The following is a 25,762-nucleotide window of genomic DNA, read 5'->3' on the forward strand; positions in this document are numbered from 1 at the left end:
ATGATCAAATCAAGTTTCTTCCTCTTCCTTTTCAGCGCATTTACCCTGTGTGCAGAAGCACAGCAAATCTTTAGCAGTAACACCTATCCCCTGGTAGACTTCCGTCCTCCGCTGGACATTGTACCTCCTGCACTGGCAGGGTCGTTCGGCGAACTGAGGGGAAATCATTTTCACTCGGGTATCGACTTCCGTACCAACCAGCGCGAAGGATATCCTGTTTATGCCATAGCCGACGGCTATGTATCACGGATCAGGGTGCAGAACAGCGGCTTCGGACAGGCATTATATCTCACTCACACCAATGGATATACTTCCGTTTATGGTCACCTGTCACGCTTCTCGCCTAAGATTGCCGATGCTGTGAAATCTATATCCTATCAGAAAAAGACCTTTGAAATGGATGAGTATCCGCCGGCAGATCAGTTCCCTGTACACAAAGGAGATGTGATCGCCTGGTCGGGCAACAGAGGCAGTTCAGGTGGCCCCCATCTTCACTTTGAGATCAGGGACTCTAAAACAGAAAACACCATTAACCCACAGCTGTTTGGTATTCAGATACCTGACGATATTCCGCCGGTTATTTATTCAGTATATCTGTATAAGCTCAATAAAAAGACTTTTAATGAATATACCCCAAAACAGAATTTCCAGGTTACAGGTGGTGCAGGCAAATATCGCCTGGCTGCGAACACAATTATCGTAAGCGGCGAAGTTGGCTTCGGCATTACTACAACCGACCGGCACAACGGCAATTCCGGCCTTAATGGTGTATATTCCATTGAATTGCTCCTGGATGGAAAAACAGTATTTACCTCCGCCCTTGAACGTTTTGCATTTGAAAACAGCAAGGGGATCAATTCACATATAGACTACCCCGCATTCATGACCAGCCGCCGGAGCATTCAGAAGAGCTTTGTTGATCCCGGTAACCCAATGAAGATCTATTATAATCTGGTTAACAATGGCAGAATAGACTTAACTGATCAGGAACTGCATGAAATGAAATACATCGTTACAGATTCCAAAGGCAACAAAAGCGTCCTGAATTTTACAGTAAAATCTGATGGCAAAACGATCAGCACTCCCGATGAACCGGACGGAATTCCTTTTTTCTACAACAAAGAGAACGAATTCTCTACGGAGAGCGTTAAAGTAGTAATGCCAAAAGGAACGCTGTACAACAATCTTAACCTGATATATAAGGTCAAGCCAAGGCCAGTGAGAGGCGCTTATTCAGAAATTCACCAGATCCATAATAACCTTACTCCCCTGCATGTAGGGTTCGAACTCTGGATTAAAGCAGATGCCAGCCTGGGGAACCTGAAAGACAAGGCCGTAATTGTGAGTACCGGAGGCTCCTCTCAGGGAGGTGTTTTCGACAATGGATATGTAAAAGCTACAGCGAGAAACTTTGGCAGCTACTATATTGCGGTAGATACCGTTGCGCCCACCATCGTTCCCGTAAACATACTGGAGGGCAGGAATATGTCGGGCATCCCAAAAATGCTGTTTAAAATCCGTGATAACCTTTCTGGCATCAAAAGTTTTAACGGCTATATTGACGGCAACTGGGTGCTGATGGAATTTGATACAAAAACAGCTACTCTGTGGCATTCATTTGATAACCATACCGGACCGGGGAAACACCAGCTGAGGCTTGAAGCAGAAGACATGAAGGGCAATATTAAAACGTATTCAATTAATTTTTATAAATAAAGATATGAGCGAATTAAAAGAAGGTCAGCAAGCCCCTGAATTTAAAGGGACGGATCAGGAAGGTAATACCATTACCCTCAGTCAGTTTAAAGGCCAGAAAGTGGTCTTGTATTTTTATCCTAAAGATGATACTCCGGGCTGCACGGCCGAAGCCTGTGATTTCAGGGACAACTACGCCGGACTAAAATCCAAAGGTATTGTGGTGCTTGGTGTAAGTGTTGATGACGAGAAATCACACCAGAAGTTCGCTACCAAACATAGTCTTCCTTTTACCCTGCTGGCAGATACCGATCAGTCGATCGTAACAGCATATGGTGTATGGGGAGAGAAAAATATGTACGGAAAAAAATATATGGGCACCAACCGTACTACTTTCCTGATCAATGAAGAGGGCACCATCAGTCATATCATCAAAAAAGTAGATACCAAGAACTCAACGGCGCAGGTTTTGGAACTTTTAGAAAAATGACAGCCTAATTATTTAATAAAAGGCCTTTAAAGGCCCGATTTTTAACGAGAAATGGCAGAATAAACTATATTTGCCATCATTACTTTTACTACAATCCAAATTAAATGAAACATACAATCAATGAATTAGAGGACATTGTTTCTCAGGTACGAAGAGATATTGTTAGAATGGTACATGGCTGTCAGTCAGGACACCCCGGCGGATCATTGGGTTGTGCCGAATTCTTAACTGCCCTTTATTTTGAAACCATGAACCACTCTCCGGAATTTAAAATGGATGGTGTGGGAGAAGATTTGTTCTTCCTTTCCAATGGTCATATTTCCCCTGTATTTTACAGCGTACTGGCAAGATCAGGTTATTTTGAAGTGAGTGAACTTGCGACCTTCAGAAAACTAAACTCACGCGTTCAGGGACACCCTACAACGCATGAAGGTTTACCGGGTATCAGGATTGCCTCCGGATCTTTGGGACAGGGAATGTCTGTTGCCATTGGTGCTGCATTAACAAAAAAACTAAATAAAGACCATTCACTGGTATTCAGTTTACATGGTGACGGAGAGTTACAGGAAGGCCAGAACTGGGAAGCGATTATGTTTGCGCCTCACAATAAAGTAGACAACCTGATTTCTACCATTGATTATAACGGTCAGCAGATTGACGGCCCTACGGAAAAAGTATTGTCTCTGGAAAGTCTTGAAGCGAAGTTTACAGCTTTCGGCTGGCATGTAATTACTTCAAGCGGTAACAACATGGAAGAGATCGTAAAATCTCTTGAATATGCAAAATCGCTAACAGGTAAAGGGAGGCCAATTCTTAACCTCATGAGTACTCAGATGGGTTATGGTGTGGATTATATGGTGGGCTCGCACAAATGGCACGGTACAGCGCCTAATGATGAGCAGCTGGCATCGGCATTAAACCAGAACAAGGAAACTTTAGGGGATTATTAATAGCTCCTGTTAACAGGACTTTACGATTGAAGCATATTGCTTCATGACCATTCACAATTATAGAGAACAAGCAATGAAAAAATATACATATACAGAAAAGAAAGATACACGCTCTGGTTTTGGTGTAGGCCTGCATGAGGCAGCTAAACTAAATCCTGATATCGTTGCGCTTACTGCTGACTTAAAAGGCTCTTTGAAAATGGATGCCTTTGAAAAAGATTTCCCTGAAAGATTTTTCCAGATTGGTATCGCAGAAGCCAACATGATTGGTATTGCCGCAGGTATGACTATCGGAGGAAAAATTCCTTTCACTGGTACATTTGCAAACTTTTCTACAGGTAGGGTTTATGACCAGATCAGACAATCTGTAGCCTATTCGTATAAAAATGTAAAAATCTGTGCTTCACATGCAGGTTTAACTTTGGGTGAAGATGGTGCTACCCACCAGATCCTTGAAGATATTGGTTTGATGAAAATGCTTCCGGGCATGGTAGTGATCAACCCTTGCGATTACAACCAGACTAAAGCCGCTACAATGGCTATTGCTGAATACGAAGGACCTGTTTACCTGCGTTTCGGAAGACCGTCTATTCCTGTATTTACAGATCCTGACCAGGTATTTGAAATTGGAAAAGCATGGATGGTAAATGAAGGTACGGATGTGACCATCATTGCTACCGGACATATGGTTTGGAAAGCTATTGAAGCTGGAGAACAACTTGCTGAACTGGGTATTGATGCAGAAATTATAAACATTCACACAATTAAACCGTTAGATGAAGAGGCGATCTTAAAATCAGTTCAAAAAACTGGTTGCGTGGTGACCTGTGAAGAACACAATAAATTTGGTGGATTGGGTGAAAGCGTTGCGCGTTTACTTTCTACAGAACTTCCTTCACCCCAGGAATTTGTGGCAGTGAACGACAGTTTCGGTGAAAGCGGAACACCAGACCAGCTGATGACTAAATACGGACTGGATACAATCAACATTGTAGAAGCAGTTCAAAAAGTAATAAAAAGAAAGAAATAATTGATGAAGCAGGTTGAAGACGACGAAATATTAGAAAAATTCTCTCAGGAGAACACACGTAATGAAGCCTTTAACCTGCTTATATCCAAATATCAGGAAAAGATCTACTGGCATGTCCGCAGGTTAGTAATCGATCATGATGATGCGGACGACCTTGTTCAGGAGGTTTTTATTAAAGTGTGGAAAAGTCTGGCGAAATTCCGTAACGACTCTAAGTTATATACCTGGATCTATCGCATCGCTACAAACGAAAGCATCACTTTTCTGAATAAAAAGAAACAGCGCAACCAGACCCCTCTGGATGAGGTATCTGAAGAATTATCAGAAAGCCTGGTCGCCTCTTCTTATTTTAACGGAGATAAAATCCAGATGAAGCTGCAGCAGGCATTGCTTACCCTACCGGAGAAACAGCGGCTGATCTTCAATATGAAATATTACGACGATCTGAAATATGATGAGATCTCCGCAATACTCGGAACCTCCGTAGGTGCACTTAAAGCATCTTTTCATATCGCCGTTAAAAAAATTGAAGTTTTTATGCTAAATGATGAAATTAGTCTTTAAACCTTTTGCCGTTTTTTCTATCCATATAGGATACAAAATAATCCCGGGCCCTGATAGGCTAAACCGGGTTCAGCGGGACTGCGATGACGGAGACGAAAAACTACAAAAAGATGAAAACTGATTTAGAAAACAACGAATGGAAAGCAGAGGCCCCGTATCTGGCCAGTCTGCCTGTAAAGAATCCATTTATTGTTCCGGAACATTATTTTGATACACTGCCAGAGGCAATAACCGGTACTGTTTATACGAATGAACTGAAGCAGGTTATTCCTGCCCCCGGATATACCGTTCCCGATCATTATTTCAGTTCTTTAAAAGATCGTATCCTGGCCCAAACCAGCGAAGAATCCGATACCGAAGAAACTTTGAAACGTTTGCCATCATCAGAGGGTTTTAGTACCCCTGATCAGTATTTTCAAAAGCTGCAGTCAAAAATTCTTGCGCAGACTGTTGAAGTAGCTGCACCTGTGCTGAAGCAATCTAAAATTGTACGCTTATGGCATTCAGGCCTGCTGAAATACGCTTCTGCTGCCTGCTTTGTGCTGGTTGCTGCCTTTGGATTTTATTTAAACAAGCAGACCTACAAACCTGAAGCTGCTACAGCCGCAGAAATTGCAAATGAGCAAATGCTATACGACATAGACGAACAGGACATCATTGACCATGTTGAAGGTAATGTAGCAGATGCACCAAAAAATACCGCGACTAATGCAGAACTGGAGACTTATATATTAAACAATTATTCTCAAACAGATCTGTCATCAGAATTCTAAACAAAAAATCATGAAGAATATACTTGCTGCCACAATTTTATTACTTCTTCCCTTTCTCGTTTCCGCACAAAGGGATAACGGAAGACGCAATGAAATAGATGCATACAAAAGAACGTATTTACAGGAAAAACTGGAGCTCAGCCCCGAAGAGTCCAAGATCTTCTGGCCAATTTATACCGCCTGGCAGGCCGAACAATTGGCATTGCGCCAGGAACGCCGCGAGAGGATGATCAGTTTCAGAAAAATCACTGAGATAGAAGACCTTTCAGATACACAGGTACAAAGCCTGATCACCAATGAACTTGACTTTAAACAAAAAGACCTGAACATTGAACGTAAATACTACGGCAAGCTCAAAAGCAGCCTTCCTATAAAAACGATTGGCAAGTACTACAGGGCACAGGAAACATTCAAAAGAGAGTTGCTGAGCAGGTACAGGGACGGAAAAAAGAACAACTAATTCATCTTTTTTCTCTTGATCAGGTAAGCCGACAGGATTCCTGAAAAGCCTTCGCTGATGTCTGCTTCAATCAAGTCTATCTTATATTGCGCGCAGGTCACCGCAATCCCTTGCCGGTAAGCCTGATAAGCATGCAGATAAGTTTCTTTTACGGCAGCAGAACTGGCTTTGAGCTCTTCGCCTGTCTCCATATCAATAAACTGGTACGGGCGGTTTTCAAAATCAAAATTTATTTCCCTGCTGCGGTCACTGATACTGAAGATGATGACTTCGTGCTTATTGAACTTCAGATGCTGCAGACCTGCAAAAAGCGCGGATTGTTGTTTGTCATCATTGTAAGAAGCAAGCAGGTCACTAAAGATGATAACCATAGAGCGCTTGTGGATAGACTCAGCCACCTGATGTAAAGACCGCTCAAGGTTGGTGCCCACATTAAGATGTGGTTTTGCCAGCACCTGCTCCAGCTGTGCAAACACGTACTGCTGATGGGTAGTAGTTGACCTGGCAGGTGTATTCAACCATAATTCGTCCGTAAACAAACTCAGCCCGAATGCGTCCCGTTGTTTTTTGAGCAGGTAAATCAGGGCCGCGGCCGACTGCACAGAAAAGGTAAGCTTATTATATTCCCCCTGCGGAAAAAACATAGATGATGAGGTGTCAATCACAAACTGGCAACGCAGGTTGGTCTCCTCCTCGTATCGCTTGGTATACAACTTTTCGGTTCTGCCAAATAGCTTCCAGTCGATATTCCTTACATTATCACCACTGTTATAAGCACGGTGTTCAGCAAATTCCACCGAGAATCCGTGAAAAGGGCTTTTGTGCAAACCAGTGATAAAGCCTTCTACCACAGACCTGGCCAATAAATCCAGGTTACTGTTCAACTGCTGCCCCGGCGGGGTTTCAAAAGGCTCCATATTGTAAATTTAACAAAAGAAATATAACTTGTCCTATAAGCCTAAAGGAATGACTTCAATTTCACCAGCATACCGCATCCTCATCAGGGGTATTGCGATCATTTATTTCATATTGTTTGTAACCGCACTGATCTCTTCAGGATATTTGCTAAAAGGGATACTTGGATTAAAGCCTGTACCTATGATCGGGCTGCTCAAATATCTGCTGTTGTGTGTCTTGTTTATCATCCTTGGATTAAATACGCTCAAAGTCTTTTCCTTATCACCACAGTCCATCACCAGATTTTACCGCAGTACCACAAATTTCAAATGGTTATTTAGCATTGCTTTTGGAATATCAGTCCTCGCAAAGATGGGGATCTTTAACAGTGCCCTTCATCAACAGGCGGAAGTAACCGATATACAGATTGCGGTATTATTGCTGCTGGGGATTTTTTGTTTCCGGAGCGACCGTCTCCTTGCTAAAATTGTACCCTTCGCTGATCAGGAAGAATCATCAGAATAGACATAAAAAAGGCCAGTTCTGATGAACCGGCCCTTCCGCTCGTTATATTGTGTTTGATTATAATTGCTTATCTAATTTTCCTGCTAAAATTGATTTAGGAACAGCACCAACTTGTTTGTCTACAACCTCACCGTTTTTAAAGAATAATAAAGCTGGAATATTACGAATACCAAACTGAGTAGAGATCTGTGGGTTATTATCCACATTTACTTTTCCTACTATTGCTTTTCCTTCGTATTCTTTTGAAATTTCATCTACTACTGGACCTACCATGCGACATGGACCACACCATTCTGCCCAAAAGTCTACTAAAACGGGTTTATCTGATTTCAACACAACTTCCTCGAAGTTGGCATCTGTGATTTCTAAAGCCATAATTTTGTTATAATTTATTTACGCAAAGATATCATCAATTAGAGTGCCACCACGTATATAATGCCAAAATGACACTAATTCAACTTATAATTTACAACATGTAATTCCGTCAGGCTTTCAAGAAATTCATTATTCGGATTGATTTTCAGCGATTTAGAAGGAAGTTCCAATGAAATATTTTTCTCATGATCATAAACGGTAAAGTTTAATTTACAATTCTGCTGCTCGGTATTTGCCTGATTGTCCTCAATAATGGAATAGATCTGGGCAATAATCTCGTCGTTTATACGCTGTATGGGAATTTGAATGGTAATACACTTCGCAAATTTATCCCGCAGTTCAGATAGCAGCTCAATCGCTGTAATCTTAAACTCCCAGTCGCCCTCCTTACGGAAACGTTCTCCTACCTGTCCGCGGATCCGCAGGAAATATCCATCAGTCATAAACTGCTTAAACTTCACAAAATCGTCTCCGAATAAGGCCAGTTCACAGCTGTCATTGTAATCCTCAAAAACAATGGTACCAAAAGGCTTCCCTGTTTTGGTCATCCTTTGCGCAGAAACCACCACCAGGCCGCCAACCACCAGTTCCCTGTTTTTCAAAGAGGCAAACTCCGCCAGCACTTCTTCATTGGTATCGCCCATCCTGATTTTATTTACGAGCGACAGGTGCCGTACAGAGTGCTGGCAGAATTCTTTCAGTTCCAGCTTATAATTATCCAGCGGGTGACCGCTCAGGAAGATCCCTATCGCATCTTTCTCATACTTTAACCGGTCGATGAGGCTCCATTCATTAGCCACAGGCAGGGTAGGCTCATTGATCATATCAGCCACCGTACCACCAAATAACGACGATTGAGAGGTAGATTCACTATTCTGGAAATCATTGGAGAATTTGATCAGCTTCTCGATACCATTCATTTTATCATTGATCGGTACAAAGAAATACTGCGCACGGTGGTAGCCAAAACTATCAAAAGCACCACTATAAACAAAGCTTTCATATGCTTTCTTGTTTACCGTCCTGGTGTTGGAGCGCTTGGCAAAGTCGTACACACTCACATATTTCCCTGCTTTGGTCCTTTCTTCAATGATACTCTCTACCGCTTTCTCCCCTACTCCCTTTATCCCTGACAGGCCAAAGCGGACTTCCCCGTTTACATTTACGGAGAACTTAAGAATAGACTCGTTAACATCCGGGCCAAGTACCTGAACGCCCATCTGTTTACACTCTTCCATAAAGAAAGCCACCTGTTTGATATCGCTCATATTATTGGTCAAAACCGCAGCCATATATTCTGCAGGATAATGTGCCTTTAAATAAGCGGTCTGGTAGGCAATCCAGGCATAACAGGTAGAGTGTGATTTATTAAACGCATAGGATGCGAAGGCTTCCCAGTCTTTCCAGATCTTTTCCAGCGTAGCCGGCAAATGCCCCTTTTCTGCAGCTTGGGCTACAAACTTAGGTTTCATCTTATCCAGTACATCTTTCTGCTTTTTACCCATCGCCTTTCTCAGTACATCGGCCTCACCTTTTGTAAATCCGGCAAGCTTCTGAGACAGCAGCATCACCTGCTCCTGGTAAACTGTAATTCCGTATGTTTCTTTCAGATACTCTTCGCAGGCATCCAAATCATATTTAATCTCTTCTTCTCCATTTTTCCGGCGCACAAAACTTGGGATGTATTCCAGCGGGCCAGGTCGGTACAGTGCGTTCATCGCGATCAGGTCTCCGAAAACCGTTGGTTTTAACTCCTTCATATATTTCTGCATCCCGGTACTCTCGTACTGGAAGATCCCTATCGTTTCGCCCCGCTGGAAAAGTTCATAGGTTTTTACATCGTCGATAGGAAATTCATCCGGATCCAGCTGGATCCCTGTCCGCATTCTCACCAGTTTAACCGTATCCTTGATCAGGGTAAGCGTTTTCAGCCCAAGGAAGTCCATCTTAAGCAAACCAGCGCTCTCTACTACAGAGTTATCGAACTGGGTCACATACAGATCCGAATCCTTGGCCATCGCCACTGGCACATAATTGGTGATGTCGTCTGGCGTGATGATTACACCACAGGCGTGAATTCCGGTATTACGCAGAGAGCCCTCAAGGATTCTTGCCTGCTGAATAGTTTCTGCACTCAGTGTCTTGGATTCGGCAATGTCCTTTAATTCCACCACCTTCTCATACTCATCGGCACGCAGCACCCCTTTCAGCGCTTTTTCATCCAGGTTAAAGATCTTCGCCAGCTTGAGGTTAGGGATCAGCTTTGCAATTTTGTCAGCCTCAAAAAGCGGCAGGTCAAGCACCCTGGCCGTATCTTTAACTGAAGACTTGGCGGCCATGGTACCGTAGGTAATGATCTGCGCTACCTGGTTTGCACCGTATTTGGTAATTACATAGTTCATTACGCGGCCCCGGCCCTCATCATCAAAGTCGATATCGATATCAGGCATGGAGACACGGTCAGGATTGAGGAAACGCTCAAACAGAAGGTCGTACTTTATCGGGTCGATATTGGTAATCCACAGGCAGTACGCAACTACAGAGCCCGCCGCAGAACCACGTCCCGGCCCTACAGAAACATCAAGGTTCCTGGCTTCCCTGATAAAATCCTGTACGATCAAAAAGTATCCCGGATATCCGGTTTTCTCGATCGTCTGCAGTTCAAAGTCCAGGCGTTCCTCTATTTCAGGGGTAATTTCCCCGTATCTTTTTTTCGCACCTACATAGGTAAGATGGCGTAAAAATTTATTTTCCCCTCTTTTGCCGCCGTCTTCCTCATCCTCTGTCACCAGAAATTCTGCAGGAATATCAAATTTGGGCAGCAGCACTTCCCGCGCCAGTTTATAGATTTCGATTTTATCTACTACTTCCTGGATATTTAATATGGCCTCCGGAAGATCGGCAAACAGCGCTTTCATCTCCTCACCGGATTTGAAATAGTATTCCTGGTTGGGCAAGCCGTAACGGTATCCCCTTCCCCTTCCGATCGGGGTGGCCTGTTTTTCTGCATCCTTTACACACAATAAAATATCATGTGCGTTTGCGTCCTTTTTGTTGATATAATACGTGTTATTGGTTGCCACGAGTTTAACCTCGTGTTTCCTGGCCAGGGCAACTAGCGTTTTGTTCACCACATTCTCGTCGTCCTGATTATGCCGCATGATCTCCATATAGAAATCGTCGGCAAACTGCGCTTTCCACCAGAGCAGTGCTTCTTCAGCCTGATTTTCGCCCATATTCAGCAGCTTGCTGGAGATTTCTCCGTACAGATTACCTGAAAGTACAATGATATCCTCTTTGTACTGCTCAATTACAGCCCTGTCTATCCTGGGAACATAATAAAATCCTTTGGTATAGGCAATTGAAGACATCTTGGCAAGATGATGATAGCCTCTTTTGTTTTTGGCCAGCAGCACAATCTGGTAGCCGTTATCTTTTCTTGATTTGTCAAGATGATTATCACATACAAAGAATTCGCAGCCAACAATCGGCGTGAGTATCTTTTCTGGTGCCACCTCTCCCTGTTCTTCAGCCGCTTTGTTCCGGGCCTCTACACCTTTGTTATGGTTCAGCACCTGGTTTACAAAGTGAAAGGCGCCCATCATATTGGCATGGTCTGTCATCGCTACAGCAGGCATTTTATCAGCCGCTGCCGCTGCAATCAGTCCCGGAATATTAATAGTAGACTGTAGTACAGAAAACTGTGTATGGTTATGCAGGTGCACAAATGTGGCCTGTTTAAGTTCTTCTTTGTTATCTTTAAGTTCCTGTCTGGAGATACCGGACCCCTCTGCTTTTTCCTGTCTCTTTCTGATCTCGTCAGAAGCAGCCTTAAGGTTAAAATGCTTTAGTCCTGCACCTTGTATAACGGCAGGATTATGGGTTTTGAATTCACGGAAGTAATCCTGGTCCTGCTGCAGCTGCTGGGGGCTGAAAACCTCCATTTTTACCAGCTGCAGGAAACACCTTGTTGTAGCTTCAACATCGGCTGTTGCGTTGTGTGCTTCAGCAAATGGCACACCAAACAGGTAACTGTGCAGTTCGGTCAGCGTAGGCAGTTTAAACCTGCCGCCACGTCCTCCCGGAATCTTTAGCAAGTCGGCCGTTACCTCGGTACAGGTATCCAGTACCGGCATCTGTGCCATTGGGCTGTCTACTCCCATCCTGTAGAATTCCGAGCCCATGATATTGACATCAAAGCCAATATTCTGCCCTACAACAAATTTGGATCTGGAAAGGGCAATATTAAATTTCTCTAATACTTCGGCCAGCTCAATCCCCTGCTCCATGGCCAGCTCAGTAGAAATACCGTGTATCCTTTCTGCATCATAAGGGATGTTGAAACCATCGGGCTTAACCAGATAATCCTGATGCTCTACCAGGTTACCCATTTCATCATGCAGCTGCCAGGCAATCTGGATACACCGCGGCCAATTGTTCGTATCACTGACCGGTGCATTATAATTGGCAGGTAAACCTGTGGTTTCGGTATCAAAAATTAAATACATAGAAAGGTAATTAGAATCGCCATTGCTTAGGCCTTAGAATCCCGGTGCCCAAACAATCTGATCTGTAAAATTACGCTTTTTTGAATGCCTTTGGTAGAAGAAATTTTAAAATGACAATGTTGAAATCAGGCAGAAACTCAAATTTAAGACAAGGCCCTAAGTATGAGCATGTCCCTTCTGAATCATTGGACGATGCCCCTGTGACGCAAGTTTGCCGGTATCATAACCTTTGGCATGGCATCTTTCAATGATCTCCTGCAGCAAGTCTGCAGGCAATTCAGGCTTGCGGGCCATGATAAAAAGAAATTTATGTTTCGGGTGCCCTACAACTACGTAAGAATAATCTTCGGCAAGTTCAATAATCCAGTAATCAACCTTTACGGGCCATACAAACTGCGCTTTCAATTCGGCATTATTGCTGCCCCTCACCACATAAAGTTTAGACCTGATGTATTTTGGTTCATCTTCTCCTGCCAGTTTGTAGGTGCTGAACACGGCATAATAACCATCAGGATGAATCACATATGTCTCGGTAGTTTCACGCCATTTTTTATCCATAAAAGTTGGTATGGAATATAGTGAGTACCATTTCCCTGCATAGGACATTATATCAACTTTTTCTACAGGTGTATTATCCATTATTGCTGTGTTCTTATTGAATTGGCGTTAAGCAAATGTAAATTCTTTCTCATAAAACCCGCAATAGAAGATAAAGTTTTAAAAAGCATTTTTTTAAAGCTGTCTTAAATTTCATAACTTGGTGCAGGAGATCATGTCCTGATTTTGTGATAAAATCATCGAACAGGCTGGCCTGTTATTAAACAAATAGGTATGAAGATAACAGTTGTAGGCGCTGGGGCAGTAGGTGCTACCTGCGCGGATAATATTGCCAGAAAAGAATTGGCTGAAGAGCTGGTTTTGCTGGATATCAAAGAAGGATTTGCAGAAGGCAAGGCCATTGATATGATGCAGACCTCCGCGCTGCTCGGCTTTAATACCAAAATCAAAGGGGTAACCAACGATTACAGCAAAACTGCAGGTTCTGCGGTGGCGGTAATCACCTCCGGCCTTCCCCGCAAGCCTGGGATGACCCGCGAAGAACTCATCGGCATCAATGCCGGAATTGTAAAGGGCGTAGCTGAAAACATCCTGAAGTTCTCTCCTGATGCGATACTGATCATTGTGAGCAACCCTATGGATACCATGACATACCTGTCGCTGAAAACACTGGGGCTGCCCAAAAACAGGATCATTGGAATGGGCGGAACACTGGACAGCGCAAGGTTTAAATATTACCTCAGCGTTGCCATGAATTGTAATGCAAATGACCTCCAGGGCTTTGTAATTGGCGGGCATGGCGATACTACAATGATTCCATTAACCCGTTACGCTACCTATCAGAGCTTAAACGTAACAGACCTTCTTGCAGAGGAGATACTGGCCAAGGTTGCTGCAGATACCATGATTGGCGGTGCCACTTTAACCGGTTTGCTGGGAACATCGGCCTGGTATGCTCCCGGTGCAGCAGTATGTGCACTGGTAGAAAGCATCGTACGAGATGAAAAAAAACTATTTACCTGCAGTGTCTCGCTGGAGGGCGAATATCATCAAAACGATATTTGCCTGGGCGTACCCGTTATCGTTGGCCGGACAGGCTGGGAAAAAGTGATCGACTATAATTTGACCGATGATGAGCAGGCTACTTTTAACAAAAGTGCGGATGCCGTTAGAAGTATGAATACTGTACTTAAAGAAATGAACCTGATTTAATGCGCACAATTGCCGTTCCGCTTACCCTGATCAACCTGAATGACGACGGTTTCCACCTTTTGGTGGAAATTGCTGTTTTTGGCAGTAAACACTTCGCAGTAATTGATACGGGGGCTTCAAGATCTGTCTTCGACAAAACTTTTATTGAAGCAAACAGTACAGAAATTACTACTGCAGCGGATTCAAATGCGACTACGCTGTTTACCACCTCTGCAACTATCCAAACTGTTATCCCTAAACTAAAAATGGGAAAATTAACGATCAAAAACTATCCCGCAGTAGCCCTTGACCTCGAAACCGTAAACGAGGCCTACGCATTGCTCGGACACCCCCGCGTGATCGCAATTATTGGAAGTGATATCTTCTACAGCTATCACGCAAAAATCAATTATAAAAAACTGAAGATTTACTTCTCCCAAAAAAAACGATAGCCTTCAGGGCAGTATATACTATTAAATTTATGAAGATTCTCCTGGTCGAAGATGAGCCCAATGTTGTATCTGTTTTAAAAAGAGGATTGACCCATGAAGAATTTGAACTCAGTGTAGCCCCGGACGGCTTTGTTGCACTGGAAATGATCGCTGCGCACACCTTTTCCCTGATCATACTGGACATCATGCTCCCGGGAATCAATGGGCTCGATCTCTGCAAACAAATCAAAAAAAATCACCCGCAGATCCCCGTAATCATGCTTACTGCACTCGGCAGTACCGAGAATATTGTAAATGGCCTGGATAACGGGGCAGACGACTACATTGTAAAACCTTTTAAAATTGCCGAACTCAATGCCAGGATACGCACCCTCTTAAGGCGGTATGCGGGCATTCAGCAGGCAGAAGAGGTAATTACAATTGGAAACCTGGAAATAAACCTCTCTGCTAAAGCAGTAACGCGGGGAGCACAGGAAATTACACTTACCGCAACCGAATACCGCTTGCTGCAGTTTCTCGCCAGAAACAAAAACAGGACTTTGTCCAGGGTAGATATCCTTGAAAACGTCTGGGATATTGATTTTAATATGGGAACAAACGTTGTTGATGTTTATGTAAATTACCTGAGAAAGAAAATAGACAAAGGCTTTGATACCAATCTGATCCATACAGTGGTTGGACTGGGATATATGCTTAAGGAAAAATCATAAATTAATGACGCTAAATACCCGCATTACTTTACTTTTTGCCATTTTATCAGCGATCATTATCTCCCTGTTAAGTGGTTTTGTCTGGTATTTTGCCAATGAATTTGCTTTTGAAGATTTTTATAAGCGGCTGGAGACCCGGGTAAATGTAACCGCCAGGATTAAACTTTATGCGGGAGCCGAGGGCAAAGCGCTCAAAGAAACACGCCACAAATATCTGGAATTTCTCCCCACAGAACAGGAACACCTGATCAGGGCCGATGAAAACAGTAAATCCAGTCTTGCAAAAAAGGAAGACCTCCCTTCCAGCTTTTATGAGGATATAGATATGGGCCGTATGGCAAGGCACAGAAATATGAATATATTTTATGCCGGCAGGTATTTTAAAAAAGGCGCTGGTGGTTATATCGTAATTATCTCTGCCCGTGACCCCTATGGGTACAGGGAATTGCAGGCACTGCAAAATATATTGATCGCAGGCTTTTTCCTGTCGGTAGCCCTTTCATATCTAGTAGGCAGAAAATTCTATGAATACACCTTCAAACCGGTAAGGGCCTTAATTAAAAAGGCAAAGGGGATCAGTGCAGAGAACTTAAATCAGCGCCTTGATCCCCTGAAAGGCAAAGATGAGATTGCAGAGATCTCGCAGACTTTTAATGACATGCTCGACCGGCTCGAAACTGCCTTTGAAACACAAAATAATTTTATCAGCAATGCCTCCCATGAGTTGAGAACGCCGCTAACGATCATCAGCGCAGAAGCCGAACTCGCCGTATCTAAAGTTTCAGCAGCGGAGGTTGAACTGCAGAAGTCGCTCATTACCATACAAAATGAAGCCGAAAGGCTGGAGAATATTCTCAGCAGTTTACTTAGCCTGGCGCAATCAGGTTTTGACGGACAAAAACAACGTTGGGAAGATATCCGGCTTGATGAACTGATCTGGGATGTAAAAAATGCCATAGACCTGGTTAATCCCGACAACCAGATCCAGATCGACTTCTCTCACCTGCCCGAAAACCCCGAAAGTATCAACCTTAACGGAAACCTTAACCTCCTCAAACTGGCAGTTACCAACATTGTGAACAATGCCTGCAAATATTCTGATAACAGGATCGTTAAACTGGCATTGTCGGTCACCGAAGCCAATATCGTCATCTCGGTGAAAGATCAGGGCATAGGAATTCCTGAAGAAGAACTGGACCATGTATTTGAACCTTTTTTCCGGGCCTCAAATACCAGCAGTTATAAAGGTTATGGCGTAGGACTTCCGCTTTCCCTCAATATTATCCGATTGCACAAAGGAACCATCGCTATTCAGACTGCACAGGAGTCAGGCACAGAAATCAGCATACTGCTGCCGCTTTCCAGGCCAGTATAGGTACAGGAAATCTTTATCTGCTTAATTTGATCTGGCTTCGCATTGCTGAACTGCGCGATCGTTTAGATTGCTGAGTGGCAAATCGAGTACGATTTATGCCGGGATGTTAATGACTGAAGTCGCTACAGTACGACCTTCCGTGAAACACTTTATGATTGCTAAATTAATTTTGCAAGACCTTAAACCTTAATTTTCTAATCTGGTTCTAATCTCGCTCTTAGAACTCTCTAATGTAAAGCACATATATTGGATTTTACAAATGGATCCCTAATATTATATGTTATGCTATTAAAGAAAAACGTTCCGCTCAGCTATATTTTCGGGAAAATAACAAAAGAAATTATCCTGGTAGCAATTTATGCTGTCAGTATCGTTGTACTGTATGAGATTTATCACTTTACAGGCTTGTCAATTCCAATCGCAGTACCGGCACTGTTAGGATCCGTGATCTCCCTCTTGCTTGCCTTCCGCTCCAATCAGGCCTACGACCGCTGGTGGGAAGCCAGAATCTTATGGGGAGCAATTGTTAACGATTCAAGATCGCTGGCGAGACAGGTACTTTATTTTATTGACGATCCATATTATTCCGCAGAGATCCAGTTGTTTAAAGAGCGCTTCATCAAAAGACAGATTGCATGGTGTTATGCATTAAGCCAGGGCTTACGCAATACGAGCCCCCTGCAGGGACTGGAACGCCTGATGAAAGAGGATGAACTTGAGTTTATCAGCAAATACAAGAATGTGCCCATGTCTATCCTCGAACTGCATGCAAGAGATCTGAGAACTGCAGTAAAAGAAGGATGGATCAATCAGTTCCAGCAGGTGCAGATAGATACTACCCTGTCCAACCTTTGCGACAGGATGGGTGGATCAGAACGTATCAAAAACACAGTTTTCCCTGTTACTTACAGCCGGTATATTAATATGACGATCAATCTCTTCATCCTGATGCTGCCCTTCGGACTGATAGAAACCTTTGGATATTTTATGGTTCCGGTAGTGATTGCTGTGGCAGCTTCGTTCCTGCTGATCGAAAAGATGGCCATACACCTGCAGGACCCATTTGAGAATAAACCTACAGATACGCCTACAACCACGATTTCGCGGACGATAGAGCGTGATCTTTGCCAGATGCTGAATGATTCAAAATTCACGGCAGACAGCTCGGCTATGGAACCTGTTCATACCTCCAAAACTTATTTTATCCTGTAATTAACACACACCAAATACCACCATCATTGATTTAACCAGTAAATTGATGAGCAACTGAAACCAAAGTATGTTTCACAAAAAAACGGGCAGCCTTTCGGATGCCCGTTTTTTGATATCTGATAGGATCTGACTATGCGTCGATCTTCGCGTATTTCGCATTTCTTTCGATGAATTCTCTCCTTGGAGCTACTTCATCACCCATTAACATGGAGAAGGTATGGTCACACTCAGCTGCATTTTCAATTGTAGCCTGCATTAAAGTACGGTTAGCCGGATTTAATGTAGTATCCCAAAGCTGCTCGGCGTTCATCTCACCCAAACCTTTATAACGCTGGATATGTACGCTTTCTTCCCTGCCCTGGCCTTTCAACCTTTGTACCGCTACATCGCGCTGCTGATCGTTCCAGCAATATTCCTGCTCTTTACCTTTTTTAACGAGATATAAGGGAGGTGCTGCAATATAAACGTAACCCGCTTCGATCAGTGCCTTCATGTACCTGAAGAAGAACGTAAGGATCAGCGTGGTAATGTGCGATCCGTCAATATCCGCATCCGTCATGATCACAATCTTGTGGTAACGAAGTTTGGTAATATTTAAAGCTTTGTCATCTTCAGGAGTACCGATACTTACACCAAGCGCGGTAAACATGTTCTTGATCTCGTCGTTTTCGTAGATCTTATGCTCCATCGCTTTCTCTACATTCAGGATTTTACCTTTCAGCGGAAGAATAGCCTGGAAATTACGGTCACGTCCCTGTTTGGCAGTTCCACCTGCGGAATCTCCCTCCACCAGGTACAACTCACATTTTTCCGGATCACTGTCAGAGCAATCGGCCAGCTTGCCCGGTAAACCAGAGCCGCCCATTACACTTTTACGCTGAACCATCTCACGGGCTTTACGTGCAGCCGCACGTGCTGTAGCCGCAAGGATTACCTTGTTGACGATCATTTTGGCTTCTCTCGGATATTCTTCCAGATAGATACCCAATGCTTCACCAACCGCAATATCCACGGCGCCCATCACCTCAGAGTTACCCAGTTTGGTTTTCGTTTGTCCTTCAAACTGTGGTTCCTGTACTTTCACAGAAATAACAGCTGTCAGGCCTTCACGGAAATCGTCACCGGTAATCTCAAACTTCACATTTTTAAGTAAACCAGACTTATCAGCATATGCTTTCAACGTACGGGTTAAACCTCTTCTGAAACCGGCAATGTGTGTACCGCCTTCATGCGTATTGATATTATTGACATAAGAGTGCACGTTTTCAGCATAACTGTCATTATACTGCAGCGCAAGCTCTACAGGAATACCATTTTTTATTCCTTCTACATAGATCGGCTCAGCAATCAGCGAAGGACGGCCTCCGTCCAGGAACTGGACAAATTCTTTTAATCCGCCTTCAGAAAGGAAAAGCTCAGACAGGAACTTTCCGTCTTCACCAACTTCGCGCTCATCGGTCAGCGTTAAGCTGATGCCTTTATTTAAGAAAGACAACTCTCTTAAACGTGAAGCTAAAGTATCATAACGGTACTCCGTAGTTTGGGTAAAGATCGTAGGGTCTGGTGTAAATGTAATCACCGTACCTCTTTTTTCTGTTTCCCCAACAACTTTTACGTCGTACTGAGGTTTACCCATTTCGTATTCCTGCTCCCAGATCTTGCCTTCACGGTGAACTTCTGCTTTCAGGTGCGTAGAAAGTGCGTTCACGCAACTTACCCCAACACCGTGCAAACCGCCCGACACCTTGTAGGTATCTTTATCAAATTTACCACCTGCGTGTAAAACCGTCATTACGATCTCCAGGGCAGATTTCTGTTCTTTCTGCATAATGCCCGTTGGAATACCGCGGCCATTATCTTCTACCCGTATAGAATTGTCTTTAAGAATATTTACAGTAATTGTATCTGCGTGTCCGGCCAAAGCCTCATCGATAGAGTTATCTACTACTTCATAAACCAAATGGTGCAATCCTTTAACACCAGTATCTCCTATATACATTGAAGGGCGCTTGCGCACCGCTTCTAAACCTTCTAATACCTGTATATTATCTGCCGAATAATTTGACTTTGGATCTTTTTCTTCGCTCATATATGTTAATAAAAAATAAGATTCAAAAATAACCATTTGTGGGCAATTAACGGCAAATTGTGGATAACTAATTACATGAATCCACACAATATCAGCTCAAAAAAAACGACTTATTTAGGATACTAATTTTGAAATTTTATATTTGCTAAAATTTATCCCTGCATTGGGATAGGCAGACAACGGTTGTCTGATTTATAAAACAGGCAAAAACACAAAAAAAATCATAGATGAACAGAACATCCTTCAAACTAAGCACACTGGCTACGGCGGTAGCATTAGTTTCCGTAATGGCTTCATGCCAGAATAAAGACGAAAAAGCAACAACTACTGCTGCTAAAACAGATTCTCCTGCAGTAAAAAGCGGCGAGCCAATTGTTTATGTCAACTCTGATTCTTTACTCACTAAATACGAATACTTCAAAGACCTGAAAGTGAAACTGGATGAGAAATCTAAAGCAGCACAAACTGATCTTGCATCCAAACAACAGGCTTTTCAGCGCGAAGTAGCACAATATCAGCAAACACAAAACACTTTGCCTGCAGACCAGAGAGCAACTACAGAGCAAAGGCTTGCACGTAAACAACAGGAATTACAGGCTTATCAGCAAAATGCAGGTGCAGCTTTGCAAAATGAGCAGGCAACCGAGCAGGAGAAATTATACAATAAGATTGCCGATTACCTGAAGATCTACGCAAAAGACAAAGGTTATAAAATGGTGCTTACTTACCAGAAAGGTAACAGTGCTATCTTATTTGCGGATGCTTCACTGGATGTAACCAGCGAAGTAATTGTTGGCCTCAACGAAGGCTATAAAGCAGATAAAAAATAATATTTAAAAATTATTGAGGATGCCCCGTATTACGGGGCATTTTTTTTGTGCTGTATTTTAAAACACAGGAATGAATAAAGAGCAGGAACATGAGAAGTTTATGCGCATCGCCATTGCGCTTGCCGAAAAAAATGTATCGGAAAACCTTGGCGGGCCTTTTGGGGCAGTGATCGTAAAGGACGGCAAAATGGTGGCCAAAAGCGGGAACAGGGTAACCACTACCAATGATCCTACGGCACATGCAGAAGTATCTGCGATCAGGCTGGCCTGCAAAAAGCTAAAAACTTATGATCTTAAAGGATGCGTGATCTATACCAGCTGTGAACCCTGCCCGATGTGCCTCAGTGCAATCTACTGGGCCAGAATAGATATCATATACCAGGGCAATACCAAATCAGATGCCGCTGAGATCGGCTTCGATGATCAGTTCATCTATGAAGAATTGGAGAAGCCTGTGCATGCGCGTAAAGTGAAGGTAACTGAGCTGCTGCGCGACGAAGCACAAGAGGCATTTAAACTCTGGGAAGATTCAGGAAGAAAGATCCATTACTGATCCGTTTCTTTTTTTTCCTCGTCAAAAAGATTATCCGTCAGGTCGTCAATCTCCCTGCGGTCGCGCTTGGTAGGCCTCCCCGCTCCTCTATCCCTGGTCAGTACCGGCGCATGAAACATCGATTTATACGCATGCGTTTCTTCAACAGGAGTAATATCCCTGTATTTGGTCACTGCAATTTTAGACTCTACCCTGGTATAGAGCAGTTCTACAACTTCAATTACTTTCTTTTCTATGCCCTTTGAAACCTGGTATACATCTCCCGGTTTTACCACTACAGAAGCTTTGATATTCTGGCCGTTCATCTTCACCCGACCAGCCTTACAGGCTTCTGTTGCTAAAGTTCTTGTTTTGAACAATCTGATTGCCCACAAGTATTTATCTATCCGTAATTTTTCCTGCTCTGCCATAAAAAATCAAAAATACGTAAGTAAAAGATCGGTCAATAGATAAAATTGATTTATTTTGTGCAAAAATTAGAATTACAATGAACAAAGAACTGAAAAAGTTAATAGAGGCTGTCTGGGAAGACAGATCCTTATTGGAGTATGCTGAATATTGTGAGGCTATCGAATCTGTAGTAATGCAGTTGGATAAAGGAGAAATTCGTGTTGCTGAGCCTATTCTGAATTCCTGGGGAATAAACGAATGGATCAAAAAAGCTGTTATCCTCTATTTTCCAATCAGAGAAATGAAAGAAATCACTAACGGTCCTTTCATGTTTCATGATAAAATGAAATTAAAAACCAATTACAAAGAGCTTGGTGTACGTGTTGTTCCCGGTGCAAGTGCCCGTTATGGTGCATATTTAGCCAAGGGAGTGATCATGATGCCTTCTTATGTAAATATTGGTGCTTATGTAGACGAAGGTACAATGGTAGATACCTGGGCAACGGTAGGATCATGTGCACAGATCGGAAAACATGTTCACCTGAGCGGTGGTGTGGGTATCGGTGGTGTCCTTGAACCCATCCAGGCTGCACCGGTGATCATTGAAGACAATTGTTTCCTGGGTTCAAGAGCGATCGTTGTTGAAGGGGTGCGTGTAGAACGCGAAGCTGTACTGGGTGCCAATGTGGTATTAACCGCCTCTACAAAGATCATTGATGTAACAGGAAGTTCACCGGTAGAATACAAGAGCATCGTTCCTGCAAGATCAGTAGTGATCCCGGGCAGCTATACTAAAAAATTCCCTGCGGGAGAATACCAGGTTCCATGTGCACTGATCATCGGGCAGCGTAAAGAATCTACAGATAAGAAAACCTCACTTAATGATGCATTAAGAGAAAATAACGTCGCTGTTTAATGAATATTGGTTTTGATGGAAAAAGGGCAGCAAATAACCTGACAGGATTAGGCAACTACAGCAGATCGCTGATCTTACAGCTGTCAGAATTTTTCCATCAAAACCATTATTATGTTTATTCCCCAAAAGTAAAGAGCGCTAAACAAATCAGCTTCTTCCTTGAAAAGGACAACATCCATCTCAAATTACCAACCGGCAAACAACCAGGATTCTGGTGGAGAAGTGTTGGCGTAAGAAAACAGCTGCTGGAAGACCATATCGACATCTACCACGGCCTCAGCAATGAGATCCCTTTTGGGATGCACACTGGAAAGCCCAAAATAGTGGTAACCATACACGACCTTATTTTCCTGCGTCTTCCAGAAAACTATAAGTACATCGACCGTACGATATATAACTTCAAAAGCAAATACGCCTGTAAATTTGCCGACAGGATTATTGCGATCAGTGAGCAGACAAAAAAGGATATCATTGAACTCTATCAAACCGATCCCGCAAAAATTGAAGTAATTTACCAGACCTGCGACGATTCTTTTAAGGAGCTTTTACCGGCCCCATTCAAAGAGAAGATCCGTCAGAAGTACCAGTTACCGGAAAAATATATTCTGAACGTAGGCACAATTGAACCAAGAAAAAACCTGCTGCTCATTGTACAGGCACTGGCAAATGTACCTCAGGAGTACAAGCTGGTGGTTGTTGGAAAAAAACAGGATTATGCAAAACAGGTTGTGGCAGAAACCGACCGGCTGAACCTTACAGAAAGAGTGATCTTCCTGAAAGACATTCCTTTTTCAGACCTTCCTGCTATCTATCAGCTGGCCACGGTATTCGTTTATCCTTCCTTCTATGAAGGATTCGGTATTCCGATCATCGAAGCCTTATATGGTGGAATCCCCGTTATTGCGGCCACAGGCTCCTGCCTTGAAGAAGCCGGAGGCCCTGACAGCCTGTATATCAACCCATCAGATGCAGGAGCGCTTGCAAAAGCCATCAACGATGTTGTCTCAAATCCCGCACTCGCGGCAGAGATGAAAGAAAAAGGTTTACTATATGCCCGGAATTTTGATACACAGCCCCTCGCCCGTCAGCTGATGAATTGTTACGAAGAGCTCGTAAAATTTAAATAACAAAGATTATTTAATAAATTTACGGCATGCTAAAAACAGAAATTGAAAAAGCATTGGCCGTACTTAAAAATGGTGGTGTAATTCTTTATCCAACAGATACCGTATGGGGATTAGGCTGCGATGCCACCAATGCCGAAGCTGTGGAAAAGATCAATCAGATCAAAGGGCGCTCATCTGACAAGAGCTTTATCATCCTGCTGGACAATGATTCAAAACTGCAGAGTTATGTAAATGACGTACCTGAAGTGGCATATGACCTGATTGAATATGCAGAGCATCCGCTTACCATCATTTTCTCTGGCGCAAAAAATGTAGCACCAAATGTCATCAGTGCTGATGGCAGCATCGGGATCAGGATCATCAAACATGAGTTTGTACAGCAGCTGCTGCAGCGCTTCCGCAAACCCATCACATCCACTTCAGCAAATATCTCCGGACAGCCTACACCGCAGCTTTTTGATGAGATAGACCCAAAAATTAAAGACTCAGTTGATTATATTGTAGACTGGGAACAGGAGCTGAGGAATAACAAGAAATCTTCAACAATAATGAAATTAAGTCCATCGGGGCAATTTTCCTTTATTAGAAAGTAAGTTTTAGTACTTTTGCAACCTCAATAAACCAGTACAAGCCTGGATAGCTTTATCCATAACGAATAATTCATTTTGAAAAAAAATCTAGGACATCCTGTTTTTAAGGTACTCGCCGACATTGCCGCAGAGAGTAATATCGAAGCCTATGTCATCGGCGGTTATGTCCGGGATATATTCCTCAACAGGCCGTCCAAGGATATAGATATCGTGGTTTTGGGCAACGGTATTGATTTCGCAGAACGCGCCGGTGCAGCATTGAAGAGCAAAGTTGCGGTTTTCAAGAATTTTGGTACTGCAATGCTGAAGTACCGCGACCTCGAACTGGAGTTTGTGGGTGCCCGTAAAGAATCTTACAGGGCAGACTCCCGCAAACCTATCGTAGAAAACGGCACCATCGAAGACGATCAGCTCAGACGCGATTTTACCATTAATGCCCTGGCTATTTCTTTGAATAAAGAAAACTTCGGCCAGCTGGTAGACCCCTTCAATGGCGTAAAAGATATTGAAGAGAAATTAATACGTACGCCGCTTGATCCGGAAATTACTTTTTCTGATGATCCCCTGCGTATGATGCGTGCCATCCGCTTTGCTGCCCAGCTTAATTTTAGTATTGATGAACAGGCACTGGAGGCCATAAAAAAACAAAAAGACAGGGTAAGCATCCTTTCCAAAGAACGTATTACTGATGAACTGAATAAGATCATATTGTCACCGGTACCTTCTATCGGCTTTAAATATCTTTTTGATACCGGTCTACTGCATTTGATCTTTCCGCAAATGGCCGGCCTGTATGGTGTAGAAGTGATCAATGGCAAAGGGCACAAAGATAATTTCTATCATACCCTGCAGGTACTGGACAATATTTGTGAAGTCACAGACGATCTCTGGCTGCGTTGGGCAGCAATCCTGCACGATATAGCCAAGCCTGCTACCAAACGCTTTGAAGAAGGCCATGGCTGGACTTTCCATGGTCACGAGGATAAGGGCGCCAGAATGGTGCCGCAGATCTTTACACAGCTTAAACTTCCGCTGAATGAGAAAATGAAGTTTGTACAGAAGCTGGTACAGCTGCACCTGCGGCCGATTGTGCTGGCACAGGAAGTAGTTACCGATTCTGCGGTAAGGCGTTTACTGTTTGATGCGGGAGAAGACATTGAAAGCCTGATGCTGCTCTGCAACGCTGATGTAACCACCAAAAACGAGTATAAGGTTAAGAAATACCGCAATAACTTTGAGCTGGTAAAACAAAAGCTTAAGGATGTTGAAGAACGGGACAAAATAAGAAACTGGCAGCCCCCTGTTACCGGAACGGATATAATGGAAGTTTTCGGACTTGCAGCCGGAAAGGAAGTTGGCCTGATCAAAAATGCCATTCGCGAAGCAATTCTCGAAGGCGAGATAACAAACTCTTACGATGAAGCGTTAGCATTTATGCTCATTAAGGGAAAAGAATTTGGATTGGTACCGGTAACGGAGCAACCCAAATAATAAAAATATTT

At 43.3% G+C, this 25,762-nt stretch carries 25 protein-coding genes; 19 read left to right on the forward strand and 6 right to left on the reverse strand.

The window, feature by feature from the left end:
- The 7 genes from FN831_RS10545 (at nt 1) to FN831_RS10575 (ending at nt 5,962) form a co-directional block, all read left to right on the forward strand.
- Entirely contained in the window at nt 1–1,716 is a 1,716-nt protein-coding gene (locus FN831_RS10545) for a M23 family metallopeptidase (RefSeq protein WP_142528203.1), read from the forward strand.
- Between the two features lie 4 nt (nt 1,717–1,720).
- A complete protein-coding gene (gene bcp / locus FN831_RS10550; protein ID WP_142528204.1) occupies nt 1,721–2,185 on the forward strand; it encodes a thioredoxin-dependent thiol peroxidase in 465 nt (154 codons plus the stop codon).
- A gap of 104 nt (nt 2,186–2,289) precedes the next feature.
- Nucleotides 2,290–3,135 carry a transketolase gene (locus FN831_RS10555; RefSeq protein WP_142528205.1) on the forward strand — a complete coding sequence of 282 codons (846 nt, stop codon included), beginning with the start codon at nt 2,290–2,292 and terminating at the stop codon, nt 3,133–3,135.
- Between the two features lie 73 nt (nt 3,136–3,208).
- Nucleotides 3,209–4,165: a transketolase family protein gene (locus FN831_RS10560; protein WP_142528206.1), complete on the forward strand. Its 957-nt coding sequence runs from the start codon at nt 3,209–3,211 to the stop codon at nt 4,163–4,165.
- A 3-nt stretch (nt 4,166–4,168) separates the two neighbouring features.
- Nucleotides 4,169–4,729: an RNA polymerase sigma factor gene (locus tag FN831_RS10565; RefSeq protein ID WP_142528207.1), complete on the forward strand. Its 561-nt coding sequence runs from the start codon at nt 4,169–4,171 to the stop codon at nt 4,727–4,729.
- A gap of 110 nt (nt 4,730–4,839) precedes the next feature.
- The gene (locus FN831_RS10570) at nt 4,840–5,502 is read left to right on the forward strand and encodes a hypothetical protein (RefSeq protein ID WP_142528208.1); all 663 of its coding nucleotides are present in this window, start codon (nt 4,840–4,842) and stop codon (nt 5,500–5,502) included.
- 10 nt (nt 5,503–5,512) lie between these two features.
- Nucleotides 5,513–5,962: a hypothetical protein gene (locus tag FN831_RS10575; protein WP_142528209.1), complete on the forward strand. Its 450-nt coding sequence runs from the start codon at nt 5,513–5,515 to the stop codon at nt 5,960–5,962.
- Here FN831_RS10575 and FN831_RS10580 read toward each other — a convergent pair.
- Nucleotides 5,959–6,879: a DUF58 domain-containing protein gene (locus FN831_RS10580; protein ID WP_142528210.1), complete on the reverse strand. Its 921-nt coding sequence runs from the start codon at nt 6,877–6,879 to the stop codon at nt 5,959–5,961. The two genes, FN831_RS10575 and FN831_RS10580, sit on opposite strands and share 4 nt — an antisense overlap.
- A 49-nt stretch (nt 6,880–6,928) precedes the next feature.
- On the opposite strand from FN831_RS10580, the gene FN831_RS10585 reads away from it, so the two are divergent.
- Nucleotides 6,929–7,384, forward strand: coding sequence for a hypothetical protein (locus FN831_RS10585; protein ID WP_142528211.1), 456 nt, complete (start codon nt 6,929–6,931; stop codon nt 7,382–7,384).
- 57 nt (nt 7,385–7,441) lie between these two features.
- Here FN831_RS10585 and trxA read toward each other — a convergent pair whose 3' ends face one another.
- The 3 genes from trxA to FN831_RS10600 all read right to left on the reverse strand — a co-directional run bounded on the left by trxA (nt 7,442) and on the right by FN831_RS10600 (nt 12,906).
- Entirely contained in the window at nt 7,442–7,759 is a 318-nt protein-coding gene (gene trxA / locus FN831_RS10590) for a thioredoxin (RefSeq protein WP_142528212.1), read from the reverse strand.
- Between the two features lie 74 nt (nt 7,760–7,833).
- Nucleotides 7,834–12,267, reverse strand: coding sequence for a DNA polymerase III subunit alpha (gene dnaE, locus FN831_RS10595; protein WP_142528213.1), 4,434 nt, complete (start codon nt 12,265–12,267; stop codon nt 7,834–7,836).
- Between the two features lie 156 nt (nt 12,268–12,423).
- The gene (locus FN831_RS10600) at nt 12,424–12,906 is read right to left on the reverse strand and encodes a lipocalin family protein (protein WP_142528214.1); all 483 of its coding nucleotides are present in this window, start codon (nt 12,904–12,906) and stop codon (nt 12,424–12,426) included.
- 192 nt (nt 12,907–13,098) lie between these two features.
- Between FN831_RS10600 and FN831_RS10605 the strand changes: the two genes are divergently transcribed.
- The 5 genes from FN831_RS10605 to FN831_RS10625 all read left to right on the forward strand — a co-directional run bounded on the left by FN831_RS10605 (nt 13,099) and on the right by FN831_RS10625 (nt 17,765).
- Nucleotides 13,099–14,037, forward strand: coding sequence for a malate dehydrogenase (locus tag FN831_RS10605; protein WP_142528215.1), 939 nt, complete (start codon nt 13,099–13,101; stop codon nt 14,035–14,037).
- Nucleotides 14,037–14,468 (forward strand): aspartyl protease family protein, encoded by a 432-nt coding sequence (locus tag FN831_RS10610; protein WP_142528216.1) that lies wholly within the window; start codon nt 14,037–14,039, stop codon nt 14,466–14,468. The genes FN831_RS10605 and FN831_RS10610 overlap by 1 nt, the downstream gene beginning before the upstream one ends.
- Nucleotides 14,469–14,497: 29 nt before the next feature.
- Nucleotides 14,498–15,178, forward strand: coding sequence for a response regulator transcription factor (locus tag FN831_RS10615; protein ID WP_142528217.1), 681 nt, complete (start codon nt 14,498–14,500; stop codon nt 15,176–15,178).
- A 4-nt stretch (nt 15,179–15,182) separates the two neighbouring features.
- Nucleotides 15,183–16,553: a HAMP domain-containing sensor histidine kinase gene (locus FN831_RS10620; RefSeq protein ID WP_142528218.1), complete on the forward strand. Its 1,371-nt coding sequence runs from the start codon at nt 15,183–15,185 to the stop codon at nt 16,551–16,553.
- 282 nt (nt 16,554–16,835) lie between these two features.
- Nucleotides 16,836–17,765, forward strand: a complete 930-nt coding sequence (locus FN831_RS10625; RefSeq protein WP_142528219.1) for a bestrophin family protein — start codon at nt 16,836–16,838, stop codon at nt 17,763–17,765.
- Between the two features lie 130 nt (nt 17,766–17,895).
- Here FN831_RS10625 and gyrB read toward each other — a convergent pair whose 3' ends face one another.
- Nucleotides 17,896–19,854 carry a DNA topoisomerase (ATP-hydrolyzing) subunit B gene (gene gyrB, locus FN831_RS10630; RefSeq protein ID WP_142528220.1) on the reverse strand — a complete coding sequence of 653 codons (1,959 nt, stop codon included), beginning with the start codon at nt 19,852–19,854 and terminating at the stop codon, nt 17,896–17,898.
- A gap of 227 nt (nt 19,855–20,081) precedes the next feature.
- On the opposite strand from gyrB, the gene FN831_RS10635 reads away from it, so the two are divergent.
- Both FN831_RS10635 and FN831_RS10640 read left to right on the forward strand, forming a co-directional pair.
- Nucleotides 20,082–20,684: an OmpH family outer membrane protein gene (locus FN831_RS10635; protein ID WP_142528221.1), complete on the forward strand. Its 603-nt coding sequence runs from the start codon at nt 20,082–20,084 to the stop codon at nt 20,682–20,684.
- A gap of 70 nt (nt 20,685–20,754) precedes the next feature.
- The gene (locus FN831_RS10640; protein WP_142528222.1) at nt 20,755–21,237 is read left to right on the forward strand and encodes a nucleoside deaminase; all 483 of its coding nucleotides are present in this window, start codon (nt 20,755–20,757) and stop codon (nt 21,235–21,237) included.
- Here FN831_RS10640 and FN831_RS10645 read toward each other — a convergent pair.
- Nucleotides 21,231–21,647: an RNA-binding S4 domain-containing protein gene (locus FN831_RS10645; protein WP_142528223.1), complete on the reverse strand. Its 417-nt coding sequence runs from the start codon at nt 21,645–21,647 to the stop codon at nt 21,231–21,233. The genes FN831_RS10640 and FN831_RS10645 overlap by 7 nt on opposite strands.
- 77 nt (nt 21,648–21,724) lie before the next feature.
- Here FN831_RS10645 and FN831_RS10650 point away from each other — a divergent pair, with 77 nt between their 5' ends.
- The 4 genes from FN831_RS10650 to FN831_RS10665 all read left to right on the forward strand — a co-directional run bounded on the left by FN831_RS10650 (nt 21,725) and on the right by FN831_RS10665 (nt 25,751).
- Entirely contained in the window at nt 21,725–22,543 is an 819-nt protein-coding gene (locus FN831_RS10650) for a 2,3,4,5-tetrahydropyridine-2,6-dicarboxylate N-succinyltransferase (RefSeq protein WP_142528224.1), read from the forward strand.
- Complete coding sequence (locus tag FN831_RS10655) at nt 22,543–23,670, forward strand: glycosyltransferase family 4 protein (protein ID WP_142528225.1); 1,128 nt, start codon at nt 22,543–22,545, stop codon at nt 23,668–23,670. Before FN831_RS10650 ends, FN831_RS10655 begins: the two co-directional genes overlap by 1 nt.
- A gap of 26 nt (nt 23,671–23,696) precedes the next feature.
- Complete coding sequence (locus FN831_RS10660; RefSeq protein ID WP_185960451.1) at nt 23,697–24,263, forward strand: L-threonylcarbamoyladenylate synthase; 567 nt, start codon at nt 23,697–23,699, stop codon at nt 24,261–24,263.
- A 72-nt stretch (nt 24,264–24,335) separates the two neighbouring features.
- Nucleotides 24,336–25,751, forward strand: a complete 1,416-nt coding sequence (locus FN831_RS10665) for a CCA tRNA nucleotidyltransferase (RefSeq protein ID WP_142528227.1) — start codon at nt 24,336–24,338, stop codon at nt 25,749–25,751.
- Nucleotides 25,752–25,762: the final 11 nt, after the last annotated feature.

Origin of the sequence: Pedobacter westerhofensis, from assembly GCF_900182595.1 — a bacterium.
GTDB lineage: Bacteria > Bacteroidota > Bacteroidia > Sphingobacteriales > Sphingobacteriaceae > Pedobacter > Pedobacter westerhofensis.